General features: G+C 71.5%; 24 protein-coding genes. 15 read left to right on the top strand and 9 right to left on the bottom strand.

Annotated features, from left to right (window positions below):
* Window positions 1-67: 67 nt before the first annotated feature.
* Complete coding sequence (locus AMK18_RS29985) at window positions 68-907, top strand: phytanoyl-CoA dioxygenase family protein (RefSeq protein WP_018106231.1); 840 nt, start codon at window positions 68-70, stop codon at window positions 905-907.
* A 51-nt stretch (window positions 908-958) separates the two neighbouring features.
* Here the strand turns inward: AMK18_RS29985 and AMK18_RS29990 are convergent, their stop codons facing one another.
* A complete protein-coding gene (locus AMK18_RS29990; protein WP_107422371.1) occupies window positions 959-3,229 on the bottom strand; it encodes an AbfB domain-containing protein in 2,271 nt (756 codons plus the stop codon).
* A gap of 147 nt (window positions 3,230-3,376) precedes the next feature.
* On the bottom strand, window positions 3,377-5,821 hold the full coding sequence (locus tag AMK18_RS29995; RefSeq protein ID WP_073865243.1) for a beta-L-arabinofuranosidase domain-containing protein: 2,445 nt from the start codon (window positions 5,819-5,821) through the stop codon (window positions 3,377-3,379).
* A gap of 512 nt (window positions 5,822-6,333) precedes the next feature.
* On the opposite strand from AMK18_RS29995, the gene AMK18_RS30000 reads away from it, so the two are divergent.
* The 7 genes from AMK18_RS30000 (at window position 6,334) to AMK18_RS30030 (ending at window position 13,984) form a co-directional block, all read left to right on the top strand.
* Window positions 6,334-7,422 carry an ABC transporter substrate-binding protein gene (locus tag AMK18_RS30000; protein WP_018106234.1) on the top strand — a complete coding sequence of 363 codons (1,089 nt, stop codon included), beginning with the start codon at window positions 6,334-6,336 and terminating at the stop codon, window positions 7,420-7,422.
* Window positions 7,423-7,540: 118 nt separating this feature from the next.
* The gene (locus AMK18_RS30005; protein ID WP_026171937.1) at window positions 7,541-9,196 is read left to right on the top strand and encodes a sugar ABC transporter ATP-binding protein; all 1,656 of its coding nucleotides are present in this window, start codon (window positions 7,541-7,543) and stop codon (window positions 9,194-9,196) included.
* A complete protein-coding gene (locus AMK18_RS30010) occupies window positions 9,193-10,167 on the top strand; it encodes an ABC transporter permease (protein WP_018106236.1) in 975 nt (324 codons plus the stop codon). The genes AMK18_RS30005 and AMK18_RS30010 overlap by 4 nt, the downstream gene beginning before the upstream one ends.
* Complete coding sequence (locus AMK18_RS30015) at window positions 10,164-11,228, top strand: ABC transporter permease (protein WP_073865244.1); 1,065 nt, start codon at window positions 10,164-10,166, stop codon at window positions 11,226-11,228. Before AMK18_RS30010 ends, AMK18_RS30015 begins: the two co-directional genes overlap by 4 nt.
* A 109-nt stretch (window positions 11,229-11,337) precedes the next feature.
* Entirely contained in the window at window positions 11,338-12,372 is a 1,035-nt protein-coding gene (locus AMK18_RS30020) for a LacI family DNA-binding transcriptional regulator (RefSeq protein WP_073865245.1), read from the top strand.
* 95 nt (window positions 12,373-12,467) lie between these two features.
* Window positions 12,468-13,547 (top strand): aldose epimerase family protein, encoded by a 1,080-nt coding sequence (locus AMK18_RS30025; protein ID WP_073865246.1) that lies wholly within the window; start codon window positions 12,468-12,470, stop codon window positions 13,545-13,547.
* A gap of 68 nt (window positions 13,548-13,615) precedes the next feature.
* Window positions 13,616-13,984 carry an ArsR/SmtB family transcription factor gene (locus AMK18_RS30030; RefSeq protein ID WP_018106240.1) on the top strand — a complete coding sequence of 123 codons (369 nt, stop codon included), beginning with the start codon at window positions 13,616-13,618 and terminating at the stop codon, window positions 13,982-13,984.
* 151 nt (window positions 13,985-14,135) lie between these two features.
* Here the strand turns inward: AMK18_RS30030 and AMK18_RS34990 are convergent, their stop codons facing one another.
* From AMK18_RS34990 to AMK18_RS30055, 5 genes are all read right to left on the bottom strand, one after another.
* Window positions 14,136-14,315: a hypothetical protein gene (locus AMK18_RS34990; RefSeq protein ID WP_051083973.1), complete on the bottom strand. Its 180-nt coding sequence runs from the start codon at window positions 14,313-14,315 to the stop codon at window positions 14,136-14,138.
* 70 nt (window positions 14,316-14,385) lie between these two features.
* The gene (locus AMK18_RS30040; protein WP_018106242.1) at window positions 14,386-15,087 is read right to left on the bottom strand and encodes an HAD family hydrolase; all 702 of its coding nucleotides are present in this window, start codon (window positions 15,085-15,087) and stop codon (window positions 14,386-14,388) included.
* A gap of 72 nt (window positions 15,088-15,159) precedes the next feature.
* On the bottom strand, window positions 15,160-15,852 hold the full coding sequence (locus AMK18_RS30045; protein ID WP_073865247.1) for a phosphatase PAP2 family protein: 693 nt from the start codon (window positions 15,850-15,852) through the stop codon (window positions 15,160-15,162).
* A gap of 63 nt (window positions 15,853-15,915) precedes the next feature.
* Entirely contained in the window at window positions 15,916-16,851 is a 936-nt protein-coding gene (locus AMK18_RS30050; protein ID WP_073865248.1) for a M56 family metallopeptidase, read from the bottom strand.
* Window positions 16,852-16,937: 86 nt separating this feature from the next.
* A complete protein-coding gene (locus tag AMK18_RS30055) occupies window positions 16,938-17,531 on the bottom strand; it encodes a DUF5134 domain-containing protein (RefSeq protein ID WP_026171939.1) in 594 nt (197 codons plus the stop codon).
* Window positions 17,532-17,763: 232 nt separating this feature from the next.
* Here AMK18_RS30055 and AMK18_RS30060 point away from each other — a divergent pair, with 232 nt between their 5' ends.
* Window positions 17,764-18,318, top strand: a complete 555-nt coding sequence (locus AMK18_RS30060; protein ID WP_073865249.1) for a GNAT family N-acetyltransferase — start codon at window positions 17,764-17,766, stop codon at window positions 18,316-18,318.
* A 3-nt stretch (window positions 18,319-18,321) separates the two neighbouring features.
* On the opposite strand, the gene AMK18_RS30065 is transcribed toward AMK18_RS30060, so the two are convergent.
* Window positions 18,322-19,005 carry a glycerophosphodiester phosphodiesterase gene (locus tag AMK18_RS30065; protein ID WP_018106247.1) on the bottom strand — a complete coding sequence of 228 codons (684 nt, stop codon included), beginning with the start codon at window positions 19,003-19,005 and terminating at the stop codon, window positions 18,322-18,324.
* A 252-nt stretch (window positions 19,006-19,257) separates the two neighbouring features.
* Between AMK18_RS30065 and AMK18_RS30070 the strand changes: the two genes are divergently transcribed.
* Genes AMK18_RS30070 through AMK18_RS30080 form a run of 3 tightly spaced genes read left to right on the top strand, consistent with a single transcriptional unit; the run spans window position 19,258 to window position 22,510 of the window.
* Window positions 19,258-20,655 (top strand): DUF6421 family protein, encoded by a 1,398-nt coding sequence (locus AMK18_RS30070; RefSeq protein WP_073865250.1) that lies wholly within the window; start codon window positions 19,258-19,260, stop codon window positions 20,653-20,655.
* 26 nt (window positions 20,656-20,681) lie between these two features.
* Window positions 20,682-21,449 (top strand): SDR family NAD(P)-dependent oxidoreductase, encoded by a 768-nt coding sequence (locus tag AMK18_RS30075; protein ID WP_018106249.1) that lies wholly within the window; start codon window positions 20,682-20,684, stop codon window positions 21,447-21,449.
* Window positions 21,428-22,510 carry a threonine aldolase family protein gene (locus AMK18_RS30080; RefSeq protein ID WP_018106250.1) on the top strand — a complete coding sequence of 361 codons (1,083 nt, stop codon included), beginning with the start codon at window positions 21,428-21,430 and terminating at the stop codon, window positions 22,508-22,510. The genes AMK18_RS30075 and AMK18_RS30080 overlap by 22 nt, the downstream gene beginning before the upstream one ends.
* Before the next feature lie 57 nt (window positions 22,511-22,567).
* Here AMK18_RS30080 and AMK18_RS30085 read toward each other — a convergent pair whose 3' ends face one another.
* Complete coding sequence (locus tag AMK18_RS30085; protein ID WP_073865251.1) at window positions 22,568-23,290, bottom strand: lysophospholipid acyltransferase family protein; 723 nt, start codon at window positions 23,288-23,290, stop codon at window positions 22,568-22,570.
* A gap of 219 nt (window positions 23,291-23,509) precedes the next feature.
* Between AMK18_RS30085 and AMK18_RS30090 the strand changes: the two genes are divergently transcribed.
* The 3 genes from AMK18_RS30090 (at window position 23,510) to AMK18_RS30095 (ending at window position 24,539) form a co-directional block, all read left to right on the top strand.
* A complete protein-coding gene (locus AMK18_RS30090; RefSeq protein WP_018106252.1) occupies window positions 23,510-23,836 on the top strand; it encodes a TlpA family protein disulfide reductase in 327 nt (108 codons plus the stop codon).
* Window positions 23,837-23,908: 72 nt separating this feature from the next.
* Window positions 23,909-23,989 carry a putative leader peptide gene (locus AMK18_RS35715; RefSeq protein ID WP_376451235.1) on the top strand — a complete coding sequence of 27 codons (81 nt, stop codon included), beginning with the start codon at window positions 23,909-23,911 and terminating at the stop codon, window positions 23,987-23,989.
* Window positions 23,990-24,032: 43 nt separating this feature from the next.
* Entirely contained in the window at window positions 24,033-24,539 is a 507-nt protein-coding gene (locus AMK18_RS30095) for a flavin reductase family protein (RefSeq protein ID WP_073865252.1), read from the top strand.
* Window positions 24,540-24,751: the final 212 nt, after the last annotated feature.

The following is a 24,751-nucleotide window of genomic DNA, read 5'->3' on the forward strand; positions in this document are numbered from 1 at the left end:
AGACTCTTGCCACGTTGGTTGCAACGTTGCAATATGAGGGTGCTCCGGACGAAGGAAGGACCACACCATGACCGAGGCCGCGACCACCACCGCCCCGTTCCCGCCCGCCGAGGACGCGGTGCGCGACCTGTACGGCGCCGGGATCACCGCCTGCCGCGGGGCGTTCAGCCCGCAGTGGGCCGACCGGATGCGCGAGGACATCGACGCGGCGTTCGCCGAGGCGCGCGGCCGGGAGGGCGGCGCGGTCGGCCGCGGCCCGCACCGCTACTACGTGGAGATCCACCCCGAGCAGTTGCGGGGCTTCGTGGACCTGGTCGACCACCCCTGGGTGCGCGCGGTGAGCGAGGCGGTCCTCGGCCCCGGTTACCGGATCGTGGAGCTGGGCTTCGACGTGCCGCTGGCCGGGGCGGTGAACCAGCCCTGGCACCGCGACTTCCCGATGCCGGAGGAGACCCGCCGCGACCGCAGGCTCACCTCGCTGGCGTTCAACCTCACGGCCGTGGACACCCGGGAGGACATGGGTCCGTTCGAGATCGCGCCCGGCACCCAGTGGGACGACGACGCCCGCTTCGGGCACGCGATGTTCCCGCGCCGCGAGGACTACCCGCGCTACGAGGCCCTGGCCGAGCGCAAGTACCCGCAGCGGGGCGACGTCTCGGCGCGGTCGGCCCTGACCATCCACCGGGGTACGGCCAACCAGTCGCAGGACCCGCGCCCGGTCCTGGTCCTCGGCGTGGACGCCCCGGGCGCGGGGAACGACGGCCACCACGACATGGCGGTCACCCGGGGGTTCTGGGAGTCGCTGCCCGAGCGGGTCCGGGCGCACCTGGGCTGCCCGGTGGTCGATGAGCTCGCGCCCATCGTGCAGAAGCACACCATCGAGGGCCTGGTCATGGGCGACGCATGACGGAACCGGGGTCCGGCGGGCGGGCCGCCGGACCCCGGTACTCAGCTCATCTCAGGGCGCCCAGGGCGCCTCCACCGCCCAGGTGGTGTCCTCGGTGAACGTGGCCGGGTTGTCCCAGTCGTGTCCGCCGCCCGGGGTGGCGAGCCACACCTCCGACTTGATGTGCCGCAGATAGCTGCCCGGCAGGTTCGCGCTGGTCAGCCGCACACCGCCGGAGCCGGCGACCGCGCACCAGGTGGCGTCGGCCTTGTACAGCGCGGAGCCGTCGTTCGCCTCGCGGCGGACCCGGAATTCCCGGTGGCGCAGATACTCGCCCGGGTAGTTGCGCGACTCGAACGAGTAGCAGTTGCCGTTCGCCAGGCCCGGCACGATCTTCCAGGTGGCGTCGTTCTTCAGCAGCGCGCTGCTGTTGCCGTCGACCACCTCCGTGAAGGCCAGCGAGTCCTGGTGGCGCAGATACTTGTTGGTGTAGCCGGGCGTGGTGACCCGCAGGGACTTGTAGCCCCCGGTGGGCAGGGTCACCGGGGGGGCCGGGTTCTTGGAGGCGTTGATCAGGGCCTGGTTCGCCGCCCGCACTCGTGCCGTGTCCACCTTGACGACCTGGCGGTCGTAGGTGAGCAGCCCGTTGGCCTCGTTCTCCACATCGGTGATCTCGGTGTAGACCGAGGCGGAGAGTCCCGCCGGGAGCTGGCCGATCCGGATGCCGTCGATGAGCCCGGTGAACCGGTCGTTCAGCGCGGCGATGCTCGGCTGGTCCTCGTAGCTGAAGCCGCCGCCGGGGAACCACTCGTGCCCGGGGACCTTGTAGCCGAGGCCGCCGAACTCGCCGAGGACGGCCGCCCGGGTCGCGGTGGGCGCGGTGTTGCCGGGGCCGACGTATATGTGGTTGTCGACCACGTCACCGTTGCCGCCGTCCACCGAGCCGCAGCAGTTGACCCCGCTCATGTTGTCGACCAGCCGGGTCGGGTCGTACGCCTTGACCTCGTTGGCGATCCTGGCCTGGTCGTACTGCCCCCAGCCCTCGTTCTGGTCGACCCACATGACCAGCGACGGCGAGCTGCGGTGCTGGTCGATGATCGCGTGGAACTCGGCCTCCCACTGGGTGCGGGCCGCCGCACTCGGGGACTTGCCGGTGTCCATGGCCGGCATGTCCTGCCAGACCAGGAGCCCCAGCTTGTCCGCCCAGTAGAACCAGCGCTGCGGTTCGACCTTGATGTGCTTGCGGACCATGTTGAACCCGAGGTCCTTGTGGGCCTGGAGGTCCGACTTGAGCGCGGCGTCGGTCGGCGCGGTGTAGATGCCGTCCGGCCAGTAGCCCTGGTCCAGGGTGCCCGTCTGGAAGACGAACTTGCCGTTCAGGACCGGCCGCAGGACGTTGTCGACCTTCGCGATCGCGATCGAGCGCATCCCGGTGTAGCTGCCGACCGAGTCCGTCACCGCCGAACCGTCGAGCAGCTCTGCCTTGACGTCGTAGAGGAACGGGTCGTCCGGGGTCCACAGATGCGTGTTCGGCACCGGCACGGAGACCGTGGAGCCGACCGTACCGGTGGCCGAGCCGACCACGGTGCCGCCGCTGGACACGGTGACCCGGGCCGTACGCCCGGACGCCGAGTCGGCCTGCACCTTCACCCGCAGGGTGCTGTCGCCCAGGTTCGGCGTCATGTCCAGCCGGGTGATGTGCGCGGCGGCGACCGGTTCCAGCCAGACCGTCTGCCAGATGCCGGAGGCGGCGGTGTAGAAGATCCCGCCCCCGCTGTGCGGCTGCACATCATTGATGCGCTGCTTGCCGACCGCCTGGCCGCCGGTCTGCGTGGGGTCGTAGACGGACACCACGATCGTGTTCGTACCGCCGTTGAGCTGCGGCGTGATGTCGTACGAGAACGAGTCGTAGCCGCCCTTGTGCGCGCCCACCTGGGTGCCGTTCACCCAGACCGTGGTCTGCCAGTCGGACGCGCCGAAGTTGAGCACGGTCCGGCGGCCGTTCCAGTCGGACGGGACGGTGAAGGTGCGCTTGTACCAGAGCTTGTCGTTCTCGGTGATCTTGCGCTGGATGCCCGAGAGCGCGGACTCGGCGACGAAGGGCACCCGGATCTGGTCCGGCCACGACGACGGCTGCCCGGCGTCCCGGCCGGTCACCGCGAAGTCCCAGATGCCGTTGAGGTTGGCCCAGTCGGACCGGGTCAGCTGCGGGCGCGGGTACTCCGGCAGCGGCTTGTCCACCGGGACCTGGTTGGTCCAGGGCGTCGTCATCGGCGGTGTCTTGGGCGACCAGGACGCGGCGCCGGCCGGCGAGGCGCCGACCCCCACGAGGGCGGAGGACACCAGCGCCAGCAGGCCGGTCGTCGCGATCGCCCGTCTCCACCACGGCCTTCGGCCGGGTACGCGTAAACGGCTCACAGGTTCGTCTCCTTGATTCGGTGCGGCCCCCGGGGACGGGAGCGGTATGGGGGAGGCGCGGGGCGCCGGGAATCAGACGAGCTGCCAGAGGTGGTCGTCCGTGCCGTTGTCGTCGTACTGCACGACATGGGCGCTGTCGGCCGTGGACATGTTGTCGACGCCGAGGACCTTGCCGGAGTGGCGGTTGCGGATGCGGTACCAGCCGCCGCCGTCCGGGACGAGCTGCCAGAGGTGGTCGTCGGTGCCGTTGTCGTCGAACTGGACGACGTGCGCGCTGTTGTCCATCGACATGTTGTCGACACCGAGCACCTTGCCGGAGTGATGGTTACGGATGCGGTACCAGCCGTCGCCCTCCGCGACCAGTCGCCAGTCGTGGTCGTCGGTGCCCGTGTCCCCGAACTGCACGACGTGCGCGCTGTTGGCGGTGGACATGACGTCGACGCCCAGGACCTTGCCGGAGTTGCGGTTGCGGATGCGGTACCAGCGGTCCGCGAGCCACGGCTCCGCGCCCGGGTCCGTGGTCGGGAACGAGGTGATCCGCAGCCGGGCCGCCCCCATCGGGACGAGGGTCACGTCCTCCACCGGCTCGGTGCTGCGGGCCGGCGAGTCCTGGAGCGGCGCCACCACGTGCTCGTCGTCCGCCGTCCACTCCGGGATGCGGCGCGCCTTCGCGGTGATGGACAGCGGGGTGCCGTCGAGCGTGAAGGGGTTGCCGGCCTTCACCCGGCGCGCGCTGTGGTGGCGCAGGGACGCGGCGGGCTTCGTCGCGTCCAGGACGAGCCCGTAGTTCCACGCGCCGGTCGCGTGGACCGCGTACTCCGGGAACTGGTCGCTGCCGCCGATGCGCTCGTACGTCTCGCCGATGCGGAGCGAGTACGTGAGCGGGCCGTGGTCCACGCTGACGGAGCCCCGGTTGTCCGCCCAGGTGCGCACGGTGGTGCGCTGCGGGAAGCGCAGGGTGACCCGGTCCCCGTCGGCCCAGGTGCGGTCGATCCGGGTGAAGGCGGGGCCCGCGGGGGCGTCGACGCGCCGCCCGTTCACCGCGATCTCGGGGGCGTCGCACCAGGCCGGGACGCGCAGCACCAGCGGGAAGGCCAGCCGCTTGGGGGCCTTCAGGGTGAGGGTGACCGTGTCCGTGAAGGGGTAGTCCGTCTCCTCGGTGAACGTGACCTCGGTGCCGTCGGCGACCTTGGCCGTCACCTCGCAGGCGGCGTACATGGCGGCGGCCAGGCCCCCGTCGGGGGTGGCGAGCCACAGCTCCTCGGTGAAGTAGGGCCAGCCCATGCCGTAGTTGTGCGGGCAGCAGCGGTACTGGTCGACGCCGGGCAGGAACGCCTGCATGGCGAACCCGTTCTGGAACTGGCGCTCCGACTTGGGCACGTTGTCCAGGTCGACGCTGTTGGCGCTGGTGATGTAGTGGATCGCCCGGCCCGAAGGGTCGAGCGAGGCGGGCAGTGAGTTGAAGGCCAGCTCCTCGCAGCGGTCGGCCCACAGCGGGTCGCCGGTGATCCGGGTCAGCAGCTGGTGGCTGGCCATGAACTCCACGATGCCGCAGGTCTCGAAGCCCTGGCGGGGGTCACCGTGCCCGGGTCGCGCGTTCTCGTCCCCGGCGAACCCGCCGCCGGGGAACTGCCCGTACTGGTCCATGGCCTTGCCGTACGTCCCGTACGTGTCCCGGGTGTCCTGCGCCGAGCCGCTGCGCAGCGCGTACTGGGCGGGCTCGCGGAAGCCCTGGGCGATGTTCACGTTGTGCTGGTTGACCAGGTTGTCGCCCCAGTCGGCGCCGTACGTGTGGATCTTGTCGGCGAGGTCGAGCAGGAAGGCGTCCCCGGTCCGGTTGTACAGCCAGAAGACGCTGTCCAGGCCGTCGCCCCAGCGCAGGGCGATCCAGCTGGTGTTGAAGGCGCCGGGGCCCTGGGCGTTCATGTACCGGAAGAACCGGCTCAGGAACGGGATGATCCGGGCGTCCCCGGTGTACTCCTGCCAGGAGCGCAACGCCTGCACCAGCGGCAGGAACGGCCAGAAGTCCGGGCCGCCGTTCAGCGAGGTGCGCAGCGCCTTCGGGCCGAAGAACCCGTCGGACTGCTGGGTGGCCAGGATCGCGTCGAACCAGCGGCGCACCGAGGCCAGCGCCGTCGCGTCGCCGGTGACGATCGCCAGGTCGGTGTAGCCGCGCAGCCAGTACGGGACCTCCTCCCAGCCGCCGAGTTCGGGGCGGACCCAGCCGGTGGCCGAGAAGTCGAGGAAGTGCGAGAACTCCTCGTACCGGCCGCACAGGCCGTCCAGCTGGAGCTTCAGCTGTCCGGCGAGCCAGCCGCGCGCCGTGACCCGGCCGGGCGGCAGCTTCAGGAAGGCGGTGGGGTGCAGGGGCGCGGCGTTGGGGGAGTAGTGGCCGCCGCGCGCGGGCCGCACCCGGTGCTCGGCGGCGGTCGCGGTGGCCGACCAGCGGCCGGCCGCCGTGGTGGCGGCGACGGTGGCGAGCGCGGCCGTCACGAGCTGTCTGCGGTTCAGGGGCATGGGGGAGGGCTCCTGCTCTGCCGGACATGCAACTCCGGCGTGGGAATGCGCATGACAAGAGAGGGTGCTGTCGCGGCGCGGCCGCACGGACCGGCCGCGCGCATGACGAAGAGCGCCTTCGCGATCCGTACGGAGCGCGCGGCATTTTTCTGCAACGTTGGAAAATGGGGTTCCGGCGGTATGACAGCACGCCGTCAGGCGGCTGTCCAGAGGTGCGACGGCATCGTCCGGGTCCGGGCGCCGGAGCCGGACGAAGCGGCTGCGACACATTTTGGAAACGCATCGACAACGCTCTTGCCGCCCGTGCCGCGCCGCCTATATAACGTTGTAAACCGAGCCGCCGAGAGGCCGCGCAGGCTCTCACGACCGCAGTTTGTGCAGCTAGGGGCCGTCTCCTAGCGGGGCCGTGAGTGCAGTGACATCAGCCGCCGCGCAGCGGCCGATGCATCGTCCAGCCATGACCGACCGCACGCCCTTCGGCGTGCCGTCATCCCGCCAAGGAGCTCCCGCGCATGATGATCCAGCGTCGATCCCGTACCCTCGCCGTGGCCTGCGTCCTCGCCGCCACCGCCACGCTGGCCGTTTCCGGCTGCTCCAAGTCGGAGGGCTCGGACAACAACGCGAGCAGCGACAGCAGCCAGGCAGCACAGGCGGCCAAGACCCCCGAGTCCTCGTCCGGTTCGGGCTGCTCGCTGCAGAGCTACGGCGCGCCGAAGCTCGACCTGAAGAACGCGGTGGTCGGCTTCTCCCAGTCGGAGAAGGAGGCCAACCCCTTCCGTATCGCCGAGACCCAGTCCATCAAGGACGAGGCGAAGAAGATCGGCGTCAAGAAGCTGCTCACCACCAACGCCCAGTCGCAGCTGTCCAAGCAGATCAGCGACATCCAGGACATGCTCGCCCAGGGCGCCCAGTTCCTCATCGTCGCCCCGCTGAACTCGGACGGCCTGGAGCCGGCCCTCAAGGCCGCCGCCGCCAAGAAGGTCCCGGTCCTCACCGTCGACCGCAAGCTCAACGCCACCGCCTGCAAGGACTACGTGGCCTTCCTGGGCTCCGACTTCGTCGAGCAGGGCAAGCGCGCCGCCGACGCGATGATCAAGTCGACCGGCGGCAAGGGCAAGGTCGCCATCCTCCTCGGTTCGTCGGGCAACAACGTCACCACCGACCGCACCAAGGGCTTCGTGGACCAGCTCAAGGCCAAGGCCCCCGACATGGAGATCGTTGCCCAGCAGACCGGTGAGTTCGCCCGCGACAAGGGCCAGCAGGTCACCGAGCAGCTGATCCAGTCCAAGCCCGGCATCACTGCCATCTACGCGGAGAACGACGAGATGGGCCTCGGCGCCGTCACCGCGGTGAAGGCCGCCGGCAAGAAGCCCGGCAAGGACATCAAGATCGTCTCCGTCGACGGCACCCGCAACGCCGTCCAGGCCATCGTCAACGGCGAGTACAACGCCGTCATCGAGTCCAACCCGCGCTTCGGTCCGCTGGCCTTCGCGACCGCCCAGAAGTTCTACGGCGGCGAGGAGATCCCCGAGAACGTCATCATCAGCGACCGCTCGTACGACGAGTCCAACGCCAAGTCCACGGTCGGCAACGCTTTCTGATCCCAGCCGGCCCCATCTGCCCGTACCGGCTCCGTCGGTTCACCGCCGCCGTGGCGCTCCCCCGTCACGGCGGCCACCGGGCCCCCATCCTTGGAAGAGCGGAAGGCCAAGACCAGCCATGGCACCACCCGAAGCAGTACCGCAGCCGCCGGAGCCGGCCGCCGACGTGAAGGAGAGCAGCGCGACCGGAACGGCCCTCGCGGACGAGCCCGGCGCGGCCCCCGCCGTCCTGGAGGCCCGCTCGGTCAGCAAGCGGTTCCCGGGCGTCGTCGCCCTCGACGGAGTCTCCTTCTCCCTGCGCGCCGGCGAGACCCACGCCCTGGTGGGGGAGAACGGAGCCGGGAAGTCCACCCTCATCAAGGTGCTGACCGGCGTCTACCGCCCCGACGAGGGCGAGCTGCGGCTGGCCGGCCAACAGGTCGTCTTCGCCCGGCCGTTCGAGGCGCAGGAGGCCGGGATCTCCACGATCTACCAGGAGGTGAACCTCGTCCCGCTGATGAGCGTGGCGCGCAACATCTTCCTCGGCCGTGAACCCAAGAACCGCTTCGGCCTGATCGACTTCCCGCGGATGTACCGCGAGGCGAGCGAACTGCTCGACGGCTTCGGCGTCCGCGTCGACCCGAAACGCCCCCTGCACACCCTGGGCATCGGCACCCAGCAGATGGTCGCCATGGCCCGCGCGGTCTCCGTGAACGCCCAGGTCGTCATCATGGACGAGCCCACCTCCTCGCTGGAGCCCCGCGAGGTCGAGACCCTCTTCCGGGTCATCGAGGACCTGCGCGGACGCGGCATCGCCGTCCTCTACGTCAGCCACCGCATGGACGAGCTGTACCGGATCTGCGACCGGGTCACCGTCCTGCGCGACGGCAAGCACATCCACACCGGCGACCTCGCCGACCTCGACCGGATGCAGCTCGTCTCGATGATGCTCGGCCGCGACATGGCCGAGGTACGCCGCGAAGGACTCACCAACTTCGACTCCGAGGGCCACGAGGCCGCCCGCACCCCCGTCCTCACCGCCACCGGCCTCTCCCGCGACCACCAGCTGCACGACATCTCCCTCGACCTGTACGCGGGTGAGGTCATGGGCCTCGGCGGACTCCTCGGCTCCGGGCGCAGCGAGACCGCGAAGGCCATCGCCGGAGCGCTCTCCCTGGACTCCGGCGAGGTGAGCATCGCCGGCCGCACCCTGCGCCGCCTCACCTCGGCCGGTGCCATCCGGGCCGGGATCAGCCTGCTGCCCGAGGACCGCAAGGCCGAGGGCATCGTGCCCGGCCTCTCGGTCCGCGAGAACATCGTGCTGGCGGCGATGCCCCGGCTCTCCCGCGCCGGCATCGTCTCCCGCGCCAAGCAGGACCGCATTGTCGACATCTTCATGAAGCGACTCAGGATCAAGGCGGCGAGCCCCGAGCAGAAGGTCGGCGAGCTCTCCGGCGGCAACCAGCAGAAGGTGCTGCTGGCCCGCTGGCTCTGCCTGGAACCCAAGGTCCTGCTCCTCGACGAACCCACCCGGGGCATCGACGTCGGCGCCAAGGCCGAGGTCCAGAGCCTCATCGACGACCTCGCCCGCGAGGGCCTGGCCGTCCTGCTCATCTCCTCCGACATCGAGGAACTGATCGAGGGCGCCGACCGGATCGTCGTCCTGCGCGGCGGAGCGGTCGCGGGCGAACTGGCGGGCGACGAGGTGGCGGAGAGCCATCTGCTCGAAGTGCTCGCCGACCACTCACCGGCTGCCGCGGACAAGGCGCCGGCCGCGAAGGAGGACCCCCGATGACCCAGGCCGCAGTCACCACCCCCGCAGCCCGGCCGCTCGCCCGGCTGCGCGACCCCGCCTGGTACCAGGAGTACGGCGTCTACCTCGCCGTCGCGGTCGTCCTCGTCTTCAACGCCCTGTTCACCGAGCACTTCATGACGGTGGACAACCTGCGCACCCAGCTCGTCCAGGTCGCCCCGATCGTCATCGTCGCGCTCGGCATGGCGCTCGTCATCGGCACCGAGGGCGTCGACCTCTCCGTCGGCTCGACCATGGCCGTGGCCGCCGCGCTGCTGCCGCTCTACCTCGGCTACGGACTGGTCCCCGCGCTCGTCATGGCGCTGCTCGCCGGAGCCCTCGTCGGAGCGGTCAACGGCACCCTGGTCTCGCTCGTCGGCCTCCAGCCGATCGTCGCCACACTCGCCCTGTTCGTCGGCGGCCGGGGCCTCGCCCTGGTCATGGCGGACAGCCAGCTCAAGCAGATCGTCAACCCCGACCTGCTGTCCTTGGGCACCGGCTCCTTCCTCGGCATCCCGCTGGTCGTCCTCATCGCCGGTGTCCTCGCCGTCGCCGTGGCCTTCCTGGTCACCCGGACCACCTTCGGCCGCCAGGTCGTCGCCATCGGCGGCAACCGCTCCGCCGCCGCCCTGGCCGGACTGCCGGTGCGGCGGGTGCTCATCGGGGTGTACGTGCTCTGCGGGGTGCTCGCCGCCCTCGCCGGAGTCCTGGCCACCGCCCGGCTCACCGCCAGCGACCCGTCCTCGCTCGGCACCCTCATGGAACTCTCCGCCATCACGGCGGTCGTGGTGGGCGGCACCCCGCTCAACGGCGGCTCCATCCGGGTCCTCGGCACCGTCGCCGGCGCCCTGCTGATGCAGCTGCTGCGGGCCACCCTCATCAAGCACGACCTGCCCGACTCCACCGCACAGATCGCCCAGGCGGCCATCATCATCGCCGCCGTCTACGTCGCCCGGGAGCGTCGGTCCCGATGAACGAAACCTCACCTGCCCCGGCGCCCTCCGCCCCGGCCCCGCGCAAGACCCCCGCCGCCTCCGGCGCCACCACGCCGGCGCCCGGTGCCGGATCACCGCGCACGACCGGCGGGCGGATCGCCGAACTCCTGCAACGCCAGGGCGTCCTGGTCGTCCTCCTGACGGTCGTGGTCGTCGCGTCCTTCATCTACCCGACGACGTTCTCCACCCTGGACAACGCCCGCGGGGTGACCGTCCAGGCGTCGTTCCTGGCCATCGTCGCGCTCGGGATGACCATGGTCATCATCACCGGCGGCATCGACCTCTCCGTCGGGTCCGTCTTCGCCCTGGGCGGGGTGCTCGCCGCCTGGGCCTCCCAATGGGGCATCCTGCCCGCCCTGTTGATCCCGCTCGTGGTGTGCGGCGCGATCGGCCTGCTCAACGGCTTCCTCGTGGCCCGCGCCGGAATGGCCCCGTTCATCGTCACGCTCGCCACCCTCCTCGGGGCGCGCGGGCTGCTCCTCGCGATCACGGACGAGGGCGCCACCACCTACCTGGTGCCCAAGGACTCGGCCTTCGCGGAACTCGGCCAGGGCGCGATCTGGGGCTTCGGCTACCCGATCTTCATCGCCCTCGCGCTGTTCGGCCTCGGCGGACTCCTTCTCCAGCGCACCTCGTTCGGGCAGTCGATCTTCGCCGTCGGCGGCAGCAGTGACGCGGCCACCCTGATGGGCCTGCCCGTCGCCCGTACGAAGATGCTCGTCTACACGCTCAGCGGACTGCTGGCCGGGCTGGCCGGCGCGCTCAACGCCGCCCGGCTCTCCTCCGGCGTCACCATCCTCGGCGTGGGCATGGAGCTCGACGCGATCTCCGCCGTCGTCATCGGCGGCACCCTCCTCATCGGCGGCGCCGGCTCCATCAGCGGAACGCTCTGGGGCGTCCTGCTCCTCCAGGTCATCCAGAACCTGATCAACCAGATCGGCTCGCTGAACTCCTCGTACCAGTCGGTCGTCAGCGGCGGCTTCCTTATCGTTGTCGTCGTGGCCCAGCGCTATCTGGCGCGCAGCCGCAGAACCACCTGAACCGGTGCCGGGGCCCCACGGCCCCGGCACCGTTCGAGCCGTTCGAGCCGAACCGGCGGGAGCCGGGCCACCGCGCCTCACCGCGCGACAAGTCGATTCAGGGAGTGCCGTGGGCGTCAGCCTCAAGGACGTTGCACAACGGGCGGGCGTGTCCATCAAGACCGTGTCGAACGTGGTGAACAACTATCAGCACGTCACACCGAAGATGCGCGCCAAGGTGCAGCAGGCCATCGATGAGCTCGGCTACCGGCCGAACCTCACCGCCCGTCATCTGCGCAAGGGCCGCACCGGGATCATCGCGCTCGCCGTCCCCGAGTTCGGCAACCCGTACTTCGCGGAGCTGGCCGGCGCGGTGGTCGACGCCGCCGCCCGGCACGACTACACCGTGCTGGTCGACCACACCGGCGGACTGCGCGAGAAGGAACTCCTCGTCAGCCAGGGGTTCCGGTCCCACGTCATCGACGGGCTCATCCTCAGCCCGATCCACCTGGAGACCGAGGACCTGATGGCGCGCACCGAGACCGCGCCCCTGGTCCTGCTCGGTGAGCGCGAGTACGAGGCCCCGTACGACCACATCGCGATCGACAACGTCGCCGCGGCGCGCGAGGCCGTACGCCACCTCGTCGAACTCGGCCACCGCCGGATCGCCTTCCTCGGCTCCCGTACCGGCCGCGAACGCCAGCCCGCCCACCTCCGGCTGCGCGGCTGGCGCGAGGAGCTGGCCGCCTCCGGGATCGAGCCCGACGAGGCCCTGGTCGTCGTCACCGACGGCTACGGCCGCGAGGACGGGGCCTCCGGCATGGCCGCGCTGCTGGACCGGGGCGAGCGCCCCGACGCCGTCTTCGCGTACAACGACCTCATCGCCATCGGCGCCATGCGCACCCTGACCGCACGCGGCCTGCGCATCCCCGAGGACGTCGCCGTCGTGGGCTTCGACGACATCGAGGAGAGCCTCTACGGCGCGACCACGCTCACCACCGTGGCGCCCGACAAGGAGGCCATCGCCCGGCTCGCCGTCGACAGCCTGGTCGAGCGCCTGTCCGGCGAACCCGTCACGGAGCCCAGGCGGCCCCGGCCCGGCTACCGGCTCGTCGTCCGCGAATCCACCGTTCCCCGGCCCGCCGCCGGACCGGCGGCGCCGTAGCCACGGGCCGGACTCCCCGCCACCCCCGGGGAGTCCACCGCCCACGGCCCGCCCGTCCGGCCGCTCCGGCCTTCCGATCGCCCCAAGGATCATTGATGCCTCGCCCCACCGTGCACAGCAAACCGTTCGGCGCCCACGGGCCCACGGACGTCGACATCTGGACGCTCGACTCCGGCACCGGAGTCCGGGCCGAGATCCTCACCTACGGCGGCATCCTGCACCGGCTCACCGTGCCCGACACCGCCGGCACCCCAGCCTCGGTCGTCCGCTCGCTGCCCGCCCTGGACCACTACACGGGCAAGAACCCGTTCTTCGGCGCCCTCGTCGGCCGCTACGCCAACCGCATCGCGCACGGCAGGTTCACCCTCGACGGCACGGAGCACCAGGTCCCCGCCACCGACCGGGGCCACGCCCTGCACGGCGGGCCCGACGGCTTCCACACCCGGATCTGGCGGGCCGAGGCCGCCACCACGGACGAGGCGGCCGTCCTGCGGCTCACGCTGCACAGCCCCGACGGCGACATGGGCTTCCCCGGCGCGCTGGACGTGACCGTGACGTACACCCTCGACGCGGCCGGCACCCTCGCGCTCGACTACGAGGCCACCACCGACCGCGCCACCGTCGTCAACCTCACCAACCACGCCTACTTCGACCTGACCGCCCGGGGCGACATCCTCGGCCACACCCTCCAGGTGGACGCCGGGCACTACCTTCCCGTGGACGAGGAGGGCATCCCCGAGAGCCCCGCCGCACCCGTCGCCGGCACCCCGTTCGACCTGACCGGGCCGCAGACCCTCGCGGACCGGATCGCCCTGCCCCACGAACAGCTGCGCCGGGCAGGCGGGTTCGATCACTGCTGGGTCCTCGACGGCGCCGGGTCACCGGCCGCTCCCCGCCGCGCCGCCCGCCTCACGGCACCCGGCGGCGCACGCGTCATGGAGGTGTGGACCACCGAACCGGGCATCCAGGTCTACACCGCCAACCAGCTGGACGGCACCCTCGCCGACCCCGACGGCGGCCACCACGAGCGCCACAGCGCCGTCTGCCTGGAGACCCAGCACCTCCCCGACTCGCCCAACCGCCCCGACCAGCCGGCCACCGTGCTGCGCCCCGGCGAACACTTCCGCAGCCGCACCGAGTACCGCTTCCCGCACCTGGCGGCCCCCCAGGAGTGAGGGGGGCGAATTACGACGAGTCTCGTAGTATGGGAGCCCCGGACGGAGCGACGATACGGAGAGCGACCGTGACCCCTGCCAGCACCACCGACCCGGCAGCGGGCGCGCGCACCCTGCCCCACCCGGCCCGTGAGGAGATCCGGCTCGAAGCGGTCCTGCACGCGCTCTCGGACCCGGTGCGGCTGTCCGTCGTACGCGAACTGGCCGCCGCCGAGGCCGAGCTCACCTGCTCCTGCTTCGACCTGCCGGTCACCAAGTCCACGACCACGCACCACTTCCGGGTGCTGCGGGAGAGCGGCATCGTCCAGCAGACCTACCGGGGCACGTCCAAGATGAACGGGCTGCGCCGGGACGACCTCGACGCGCTGTTCCCCGGGCTGCTCGACCGCATCCTCGAAGCGGCGGCCTGCCAGGCGGTGCGCCTCGGCGAGGGCTGAGCGGCGGGCCGAAGGGCGGGCTCGCCACCGTACGGCCCGGGCGCATCACGGACCGTAATACTTCATTGACCGATCAGCCGCGACGGGACATGCTGTACCCCCGCCACGGACCGGTTCCGGCGACGCAGGGGATCGCCGGAGCCGGGACGTCTCAGAACGCCGGCCGCTCGCCGCCCCCGGTCGCCGCGGCCCACTCGACCAGCAGACGCTGGTACTGCTCCTCGTCCTCCGGGGACAGGTGACCGCCCGAACGCCGCCACAGGTCGCGAATGTCTTCATTCACCACTGCTGCGGGGCGTACGGAATCGGACGGGCACGGAGTCGGGGACATGTTCTCCAGGCTAAGGCCACGATGTGACAATCCGACCCATTGCGCGTCAGGGACATCTCTCACATGTGTCTCAGGCAACCTTCTCGGTCAGTCCGAGCTCCCGCAGACCGTCGGGCCGTTCATCCACCGGCAGGTGGCGTACGAAACGCACCTCGCAGCCCAGCGCCGCCGCCCCGCCGTCGGCCCGCCGGTCGTCGCCGACCATCACCACATCCGCGGGATCCTGTCCGAGAAGTGTGCACGCGGTGTGGAAGAGGCGTGCGTCCGGCTTCTGGATGCCGTGCTCGAAGGAGAGGACGTACGCGTCCACGTAGCGGTCCAGGCCGTGCGCGCGGAAGACGGGGCGCAGGTCCCAGCCGATGTTGCTGACGACCCCGATCCGGACCCCGGCCGCGCTCAGTCCCGCCAGCACCTCCGCCGCGTCCGGGTAGGGGAGCCAGGCGTCCGGGCGCAGATGCCGGTCGTACAGCGCGTCGTACAGACCGGGGTCGGGCAGGGCGACCTGGCGGGCCAGACCGGTGTACACCGCGCGGTGCAGCTCGGCGCTCTCGTCGCGGCGCGGCCAGTCGTCCGCCAGCTCCTCGGGCATCCGCTGGGGATTCGATCCCCCCGGCAGCGCGCCGAACGCCTCCAGCTCCGCCGCGTACCGCTCGAAGGCGGCCTCGTCCACGCGCACCCCCCGCTCGGCGAGGGTCGCGGCGAGCCAGGAACGGACCGGCTCGATCCGGAACAGCGTCCCGGAGAAGTCGAAGAGGGCACCCTTGATCGGCATGGCACCGATCCTCGCCGACCCGGCGGGCCCCGGGCAAGGGCACCTGCCCGGTGGCCGCGGCGCCCTGCCTGGTCAGGGCCTCCGGCGGGCGGGCCCGGCGGGGCACCAGCGGTCGTAGCCCCGGATCGCGAAGGCGGTCAGCGCGGCCCCGAGGAGCCACCCGCCCAGCACGTCGGACGGCCAGTGCACGCCCAGGTACAGCCGGGTGAGCCCGACCCCGAGCACCGAGACGGCCGCCGCGCCCACCGCCGCGCGCCATGGCCCGCGCCCCGCGCCGGACCGGTGCAGCAGCCACAGCAGCAGCCCGCAACTCACCGTCGCCGTCATCGCGTGCCCCGAGGGATAGGCCGCGTAGTGGGCTGAGTCCACCGGGTCCGTCCACTGCGGCCGGTCCCGCCCCACGGCGGCCTTGACGCCCTGCTGGACGAGCGCCGAAAGCAGCGTCGTCCCCGCCACCCACACCGCGAGCGGCCGGGCCCCGCGCCACCACAGGGTCACCACGGCGACGGCGATCAGCGCGCGGAACGTCCACGGGTCCCACAGCCAGTCCGTCAGCAGCCGGTTGACATGGACGAGGCCGGGCTCGGTCACCGCCCGCCGGTGCAGCGCCTCGGCGATCCGCTCGTCCAGGTTCACGAGCGGCCGCCACCGGGCGACCACCAGCGCGGTCACCGCACCGCCGAGCACCGCGCAGACCGTGCCCGTCCGCGAGAGGCGCGAAACGGCACGGACCCGGCCGACGGGGGAGAGCAGCGGAATGTGCATGGCCCGATCCTCGCCGACGGGCGCGCCCTCCGGCCGTTTCAGCGCGCCCGAAGAACCCGTTCGCTACTTCAGCGCGCTGAGCCCCGGGACGAACGCCACCAGCAGCGGGACCACGGGCACCAGGGCCGCCGCAGCGGTCAGCCGTAGCCGCCGTCCAGCCGTGAGCCTGCCCGCCGGGGCCAGCAGCCGGTTCACCCGCAGCGGCAGTTCCGCGTCCGCGGCCGAGGACGGGCCGAACACGCCTCGGTCCTCGTTGAGTTCGACCAGGGCGAGGGCGATCGTCAGCCGGCCGAAGCGCCGCGACGCCACATCGTCGGCGGCCAGTTCGACCAGCCGGTGCATCTCGTTGCGGAAGGCCGCGAACACCGGCACCTGCGGGAAGCCGGTCGCCAGCGCCTCCGAGCAGTTGAGCAACCAGTCGTGCCGGGCCTGCGCGTGGCCCTGCTCATGGGCCAGGACCGCGTCGAGCTGGCGTCCCTTCAGCCGCCCCAGCGCGGCCGTGGTGATGACGAGTTGGGGCGCGGACCCCGGCAGCCACCAGGCGTCGGGCCGCTCGCCCTCCAGCACGACCAGCCGCCCGGACCCCGGCTCCTCGCCGGGCATCAGCGGGGCGCGCACCAGGAGTTCGGTCCGCCGCTGCCTGCGCCGCAGCTGCGCGCGGTGGATCTCCCGGGCCAGCATGGCGACCGTCCACACCCCGCCGAGGGCCAGCAGCACCGCCATCACGGCCGACCACGCCCCGTGGCCCGCGAGCGCGTACGCCTCCACGACGGCGTGCGGCGCGGGCGCGAAGACATGACCCCGTACCGCCTGCCAGGCGGCCGCCGCGCTGAACGTCATGGAGAGGGCGAACGACAGCAGCACCGCGGCCACCACGCACTGCCACACCCACAGCGCCACCACCGGCTCGCGCTCGGGCCACTCGGCCCGCGCCATCAGGCGCGGGGTCACGACGGCGGCCAGTGCACCGAGCAGCAGCAGCGCTAGGGAGACCCACATGGCGTCAGCCTATGAGGGCCGCGCCACACACGGATATGGCTCCGCGCGCCAAGTGACGCACACCACGAAAGGAGGCCCTTCCCGTCTCACAGGGTGAGCAGCATCGCGAACATGGCTATGCCCATGGTCAGCCGGCACGCCAGCGCCAGCTCCGGGCGCGCCCCCCAGCCCCCGGGCGTGGGCCCGCCGCCGGTGGCCGCCGCGGCCACCGGCACCAGCCGGGCGCCCGAGCGCAGCACGTACACCGCGTAGTAGACGAGGAGCAGCCCCGTGAGCAGGGGTATGCCGCCCGCCCCGGCCATGCTGTGGGACCCCATCGCGTGCGAGCCGTGGCCGCCGCCGTGCCCGCCCGCCCCGGCCCGGGCCATCACCACGGCCATGTAGACCATCGCGGCGGAGCCGACCAGATGGTGCAGATGGTGTCCGCTGCGCCGGGAGAACCACAGCGCCCGCAGCGCGGCGACCCCGAAGAACACCGCGTACACGCCCCATCCCCAGGCGGGCGGGGCGACGGCGGCCGCCGGGATCGCCATCGCGGCCATGCCGAAGCCCATCAGCGCCTCGGCCCGCGCGGCTCTGCGCTCCTCGGCGCTCCCCGTACGGGTGCGCAGCAGGCAGTACGAGCCCGTCACCGCGCACAACGCCATCAGCAGCCATCCGGACATCGCCGGTCCGTGCACAGCGGCCCTCCCCCCCGGGCGAACGACATCGCCGTCGCCCAGAAGATGCCCGGGGCCGGACACCCGTACGCGGCGCACGGAGGTACTGGGGGAGCGCGCGACGGGAGTGTTTCCGTGATGCGCCCGGTGTGCGCCCCCGCGCGCCCCGTGAGGGCCGCCGGGAGCCCCGGCGCCGCCCTCGGAGTTACGCTGCTCCGGCACCGCCCCCGCACAGAATCCGGAGACACCCGCCATGGACACCGCCCCGCCCCGGGACATGGGAGAGCTGACGTTCCGCGACGCCACCGAAGCGGACATCCCCGCGCTCGTCGAGCTGATCGAGTCGGCGTACCGGGGCGACAGCAGCCGCACCGGTTGGACCACCGAGGCGGACATCCTCCAGGGGCAGCGCACCGACCCGCAGGGCGTGCGCGCGGTGGTCGAGAGCCCGGGCAGCCGGCTGCTCGTGGTGGAGCGCGACGGCGCGCCCGTCGCCTGCTGCCAGCTGGAGCACCGCGGCGAGGCCGCGTACTTCGGCATGTTCGCGGTCCGCCCCGCGCTCCAGGGCGCCGGCCTCGGCAAGGTGATCATCGCCGCGGCCGAGCGCACCGTCCGGGAGAGCTGGGGCGTGCGGGAGATGCACATGACCGTGATCTCCGTCCGCGAGGAGCTCATCGCCTGGTACGAGCGCCGGGGCTACCGCCGCACGGGCAAGCTGTCCCCGTTCCCGTACGGCGACGAGCGCTTCGGCATCCCCCAGCGCGATGACCTGGCCTTCGAGCTGCTGGTCAAGGAGCTGGACGGCTGACCGCTACGCGGGGGCGCCGCCCCCGCGCTGGATGTCGGGGTGGTCGGTGGTCACGCCGTCGAGCCCCAGTCCCTGGGCCAGCCGCAGCTGCTGCTGGGTGTTGACCGTCCAGCCGAAGACGGTCATCCCCTCGGCGTGGGCCTTCTCGACCAGTTCCCGCGTGATACGCCGGATGTTCAGGATGAGCCGGGTCGCGCCCACCGCCTTCGCGCGGTCCAGCAGGTCCCCGCCCCAGCGGCTGGCCACCAGCGCCGTCCGCACGCCGGGGACCAGCTGCGCGATCTCGGCGATCGCCTCGTCGTGGAACGAGATCACCTCGACGCGCTCCACCAGCTCGCGCTCGTGCATGACCCGGGCCAGCGTGCGCGCCGCGGCCACGTCCTTGATCTCCGCCTGGAGCGGGGACCGCACGGCGTCCAGGACCTCCTCGAAGACGGGCACCCGCTCGCCCAGGCCCGCGTCGAGCGCGCGCAGCTCGGCGAGCGTCTTCTCCGCGATCGGCCCCTCGCCGTCGGTCGTCCGGTCCACCTCCGCGTCGTGCATGACGGCCAGCGCGCCGTCCTTGCTCAGATGCAGGTCCAGCTCGATGAGGTCCACGCCCTCCTTCTCGGCGCGGACGAACGAGCGCAGCGTGTTCTCCGGCTCGAAGCCCGGCGCTCCGCGATGACCGATCGTGAGAATGGACAAGGCCCGCTCGCTTCCGTCGACGCTCTCTTTCCCCGGCAGCCTAGTGGCCCCGGAACGCCGTGCGGGGAAGGGGCGGACCCCGCTGCGCAGCGCCGCGCGAAACCCCCGAAGAAGCCGCGACAGCGGCGTACCACAGGAAAAATGACGGTGACCATGGGGGTCAGCAGGATAATTTCCACAATCCCACTTGTCCCGGGGACTCGCACGCGGATACGGTGGACAGACGCGAGGTTCTCCCGTGGAGGAAGTGTGATGACGGAAATTCTTGTGCACGGCGCCGCATCCGGCGACATAGCTGCCGCCCCACGGGTGATCGAGCACCCGGCCTGGCCCGCGCTCAAGAACGCCGTGGAGGAGATCCGTCCCTGGCAGTCGAAGGACGGTTCCATCGACTTCGACGCCGAGGGCGCGCCCGCCCCGGCGCTCGCCGAGGCCGCCGTGGAGCGGGTCATCGGCGCCGTCGAGGAGCTCTCCCCGCTGCTGCCGCACGACGCCGCGTACCACCGCGCCCTCGTGAAGGACCTGCGCAGCTGGGTGGGCGGCGGTTTCGACGTCCCCGACTTCCTGGACTCCCTGCTGGCCTTCCAGCCGGCCAAGGGGCGCGCCGACGGCCTCCAGCACCTGGTCGTCTTCGCCATGTACACCCAGAACGGCAACCCGGACCGCAATCTCGAAGCGGTCGTGCTGCGGATGGTCTGGCCCGACTGGCTCGCCGAGCTGGAGGCCAGCCGCTACGACAACCCGCTGTTCTGCGGCATCACCTTCGAGGACTTCACCTCCGGCTACGACACCAACTCCGCGGTGCTCTTCCCGGAGACCATCGCCGTCCGCGAGGCCCCCGAGCGCTTCAGCTGGGGCGGCATCTTCTGCGACCGCGAGGCCGCCCGCTTCCGCCGCGTCACCGAGGCGGCCGTCGACCTCCTCGGCGTCGAGCTGCCCGACGACATCCGCGCGATGATCAGCGACCAGCAGCGCTGCGAGCAGGCGTTCGTGCTCTGGGACATGGTCCACGACCGCACCCACAGCCACGGCGACCTGCCGTTCGACCCCTTCATGATCAAGCAGCGCCAGCCGTTCTGGATGTACGGCCTGGAGGAGCTGCGCTGCGACCTCACCGCCTTCAAGGAGGCCGTGAAGCTGGAGGCCGAGGGCAATCCGCACGGCCGCGACGTGCAGTACGCGGTGCTCTTCGACCGGATGTTCCGCTTCCCGGTCACCGGCGAGCGCGTCCGCAACTACGACGGCCTCGGCGGCCAGCTCCTCTTCGCGTACCTCCACAAGCACGACGTGGTCCGCTGGACCGACAACACGCTCCGGATCGACTGGGAACGCGCCCCGCAGGTCACCAACCAGCTCTGCGCCGAGATCGAGAAGCTGTACCGGGACGGCATCGACCGCCCCAAGCTGGTCCACTGGTTCGCCGCGTACGACCTGGTCTCCACCTACCTCGCGCCGCACCCCGGCTCCCGCTGGGCCAAGGGCCCCGACGCCCTGGACCTCTCCCAGCCGCCGCGGAAACTCGTGGACGACGTGCTTCCGGACGAGTTTCCCCTGAGCATGTTCTATGAGGCCCTCTCCAAGAAGCTGAAGAGCGTGATCGCCTCGGCCAAGGGCATCACCGGCTCGGACACGGGGAAGGCTGCCGCGTGAGCACAGGTCCCAAGGAGGCGGAGGCCATGAACGGAACAAGCACGGGCGACGCGGACGGCGCGCTCGAAGGCGCCGTGGTCGCCGTCGCGGGAGCCGCCGGACCGGCCGGACGGGCCACGCTGCTGCGGCTCGCCGAGGCGGGCGCGGTCGTCGTCGCGTCGGACTCCCACCCCGCCCGGCTCGCCGAAGCCGTCGACGCGGCGCGTTACGCCCACGGCGGCGCGACCGTCACGGGCGACACCGTCGACCTGCTCGACCTCGGCGCCACCCGGGAATGGGCGGCCAAGACGGAGAAGGAGTTCGGCCGCGTCGACGGCGTCGTCCACCTCGTGGGCGGCTGGCGCGGCAGCGCGACCTTCGGCGAGACCGACCCCGCCGACTGGACGCTGCTGGAGAAGCTGCTGATCCGCACGGTGCAGAACACCTCGCTGGCCTTCCACGACTGCCTGCTGCGCAGCGACCGGGGCCGCTTCCTGCTGACCAGCGCGGCGGGCGCGAGCAAGCCCACCGCGGGCAACGCCGCCTACGCCGCCGCCAAGGCCGCCGCCGAGGCGTGGACCCTCGCCCTCGCCGACTCCTTCCGCAAGGCGGGGGGCGAGGACGGCCCCCGCAGCGCGGCTGCGATCCTGGTCGTGAAGGCACTGGTGCACGACGCGATGCGCGCCGAGCGCCCGAATGCGAAGTTCGCGGGCTTCACCGACGTCACGGACCTGGCCGATGCCATCGCCGGCGTCTGGGACCGGCCCGCCCCGGAAGTGAACGGAAAGCGCCTGTGGCTGACCCCGCAACCGTAAGGACCGACGCGCGTCGCCATCACGACCCGCAGGTCCGCGGTTTCGCCAGTGACAACTACGCGGGGACGCACCCCGAGATCCTCGCGGCGCTCGCCCTCGCCAACGGCGGCCACCAGGTCGCCTACGGCGAGGACGACTACACGGGCCATCTCCAGCGCGTCATGCACAGCCACTTCGGGCCCACCGCCGAGGCGTTCCCGGTCTTCAACGGGACCGGCGCCAACGTGGTGTCGCTCCAGGCCATGACCGACCGCTGGGGCGCGGTCATCTGCGCCGAGTCCGCGCACATCAACGTGGACGAGGGCGGGGCGCCCGAGCGGGTCGGCGGCCTCAAGCTGCTCACCGTCCCCACCGAGGACGGCAAGCTCACCCCGGAGCTCATCGACCGGCAGGCGTACGGCTGGGACGACGAGCACCGCGCCATGCCGCAGGTCGTGTCGATCACGCAGAACACCGAGCTGGGCACCGTCTACACCCCCGACGAGATCCGCGCCATCTGCGAGCACGCCCACGGGCACGGCATGACGGTGCACCTCGACGGCGCCCGCATAGCCAACGCGTCGGCATCCCTGGACGTGCCCATGCGTACGTTCACCAACACCGTCGGCGTCGACGTGCTGTCCTTCGGCGGCACGAAGAACGGGGCCATCTTCGGCGAGGCCGTCGTCGTCCTGAACCCCGACGCGGTCCGCGCCATGAAGCACCTGCGCAAGCTGTCGATGCAGCTCGCGTCCAAGATGCGCTTCGTCTCCGTGCAGCTGGAGGCGCTGCTCGCGGGCGACCTGTGGCTGCGCAACGCCCGGCACGCCAACGCGATGGCCCAGCGGCTCGCCGAGGGCGTGCGCGGGATCGACGGCGTGGAGATCCTCCACCCCGTGCAGGCCAACGCCGTCTTCGCGCGGCTGCCGCACGCGGTCACCGAACGGCTCCAGAAGCGCTTCCGCTTCTACTTCTGGGACGAGCAGGCCGGGGACGTGCGCTGGATGTGCGCCTTCGACACCACGGAGGAGGACGTCGACGCGTTCCTCCTCGCGCTCAAGGAGGAAATGGCCGCCGCCTAGGCACGGCCCGAACGGCGCCGGGGTGCGGACGGACCGTCCGCACCCCGGCGTGACGTTTCAGCCGCGCTCGCGGACCTCGGCCGGCGTCGGAGCCGTACCGCCCAGGTGCGCGGGCACCCACCACGTGTCACTCGCGTCCTTCGGCCGGACCGGATAGGCCCGCTGCGCCGCTTCGAGCAACTCCTGCACCCGCTCGCGCAGCCGCCGCGTGATGGCGCCCGCGTACTGGTCGGTGGGGGCCTCCACGGGCTCGCCGACGCGGATGGTGATCGGGGTGTGGTTGCGCTTGAAGCTGCGCGGCCGGCCCTTCGTCCAGAGCCGCTGCGTGCCCCACAGCGCCATCGGCACCAGCGGCACCCCGGCCTCCTGCGCCAGGCGCGCGGCACCGGACTTGAAGCTCTTGAGCGTGAACGACTCCGAGATCGTCGCCTCGGGGAACACCCCGACGATCTCGCCGGACCGCAGCGACTCCAGCGCGTGCGCGTACGCGTCCTCGCCCTGCTTGCGGTCGACGGGAATGTGCTTCATCCCGCGCATCAGCGGCCCGGAGACCTTGTGCCGGAATACCGATTCCTTGGCCATGAAACGCACCAGCCGCTTCTGCGGGAGCGCGGCGAGGCCACTGAAGATGAAGTCCAGATAACTGATGTGGTTGCTGACCAGAACAGCGCCACCGGTCTTCGGGATGTGCTCCGAACCCTGAGTGTCGATCTTCAGGTCGAGCGCCTTGAAAAACGTACGAGCGGCGCCGATGACCGGCCGATAGACGAGTTCTGCCATCTGGGGAAGACCCTTTCTTCAGCGCCCGCGGAGGTTCTCCCGGCGGAAGTTACGCAGCCGTAGGTTTTCGGCATTGGGGCGATCGTGCCCCATGCGGCGACGTGGTGGCCAGTCCCGGCGGCGCCGGGCCGCGAGATTCTCGTCACGTGGGCCGTCCGGGAATGCCCGCGGCATCTCGGGCGCTGACCCCCTGCGTAGAGCTCTGACAGGAGGCCGAAGGTGGACGGGCAGGCAGGCGCCGAAAGGCTGGACGCGGCACGACTCGGCGCGGAACTGGGGGAGCGGGCCACGCTCGTCCAGTTCTCCACCGCCTTCTGCCAGCCGTGCCGGGCCACCCGCCGCACCCTCGCGGAGGTGGCCGGAATGGTCGAGGGGGTCGCCCATGTGGAGATCGACGCGGAGGCGCGTCTCGCGCTCGTACGCGACCTCGGCATCAGCCGGACCCCCACCGTGCTGGTCCTCGACGCCGGGGGCCGGATCGTCCGACGCGCGGAGGGGCAGCCCCGCACCGTCGACGTCGTCGCCGCCCTCGGCAGGGCGATATGACGGACCGTGATGCTTCTCCCACCTGGTGGGACGCCCTTGACTGCACCGACCGCGCATCGTCAGTCTGACGTTATGCCGTCAGATCCCCTTCTCCATGGCCGGGCGTACATCGACCTCGCCCGCACCGCCGGCGCGTGCTGTCCGGGTGCCTGAGCACCCACGGCCCCGCATTTCCGACGCGCAGAAGGACATCTCCATGACGGCATCACCCGGGCTCGGCGAGACGCGCACGGCATCCCCGGAGCTGCTGCGTTCCGTGTTCCGCCGGCACGCCGCCGGAGTGGCCGTGATCACCGCCGCCGGGGAGCGCCCGGTCGGCTTCACCGCCACCTCGCTCAACTCCGTGGCCGCCGAGCCGCCCCTGGTCTCCTTCGGCGTCGGCACCGCGTCCTCCAGCTGGCCGGTGCTGGCCGAGGCCGAGCACGTGGGCGTGCACATACTCGGCGAACACCAGCAGGAGCTGGCCGCCACCTTCGCCCGGAGCGGCGCCGACCGATTCGGTCCTTCCACCTTTTGGCGCAGCGGCCCGGAGGGCGTTCCGCTGCTGGACGACGTGCTGGCCTGGCTGGTCTGCCGCGTCGTGGCCCGGGTCCCGGCGGGCGACCACCACATCGTGATCGCGCAGGTGGTCGAGGGCGACCCGGTCGGCGCGGGCCGGCCGCTGGTCTATCACCAGGGCCGGTTCACGGCTCTGCGGGACTGACGCGACGCCCGGGGGTTCCCGGGCGGATCGCGTTGGGCAGATCACAGTGCAGAGCGCTTGCCCCTTGGGCACACGCTGGGTGTACTGGCGAGTAATATGACGGTCGGAGCGTCGGTCGCCCCGACCGGAAAACGCCCCATCAGGCGCCTATGCTGCGTGCAACAAGGCAGCCCGGAAATGACGATGCAGTAGGAGAGCCGGCGTGAGCTTGA

The organism is Streptomyces sp. CB01249 (assembly GCF_001905735.1).
GTDB lineage: Bacteria > Actinomycetota > Actinomycetes > Streptomycetales > Streptomycetaceae > Streptomyces.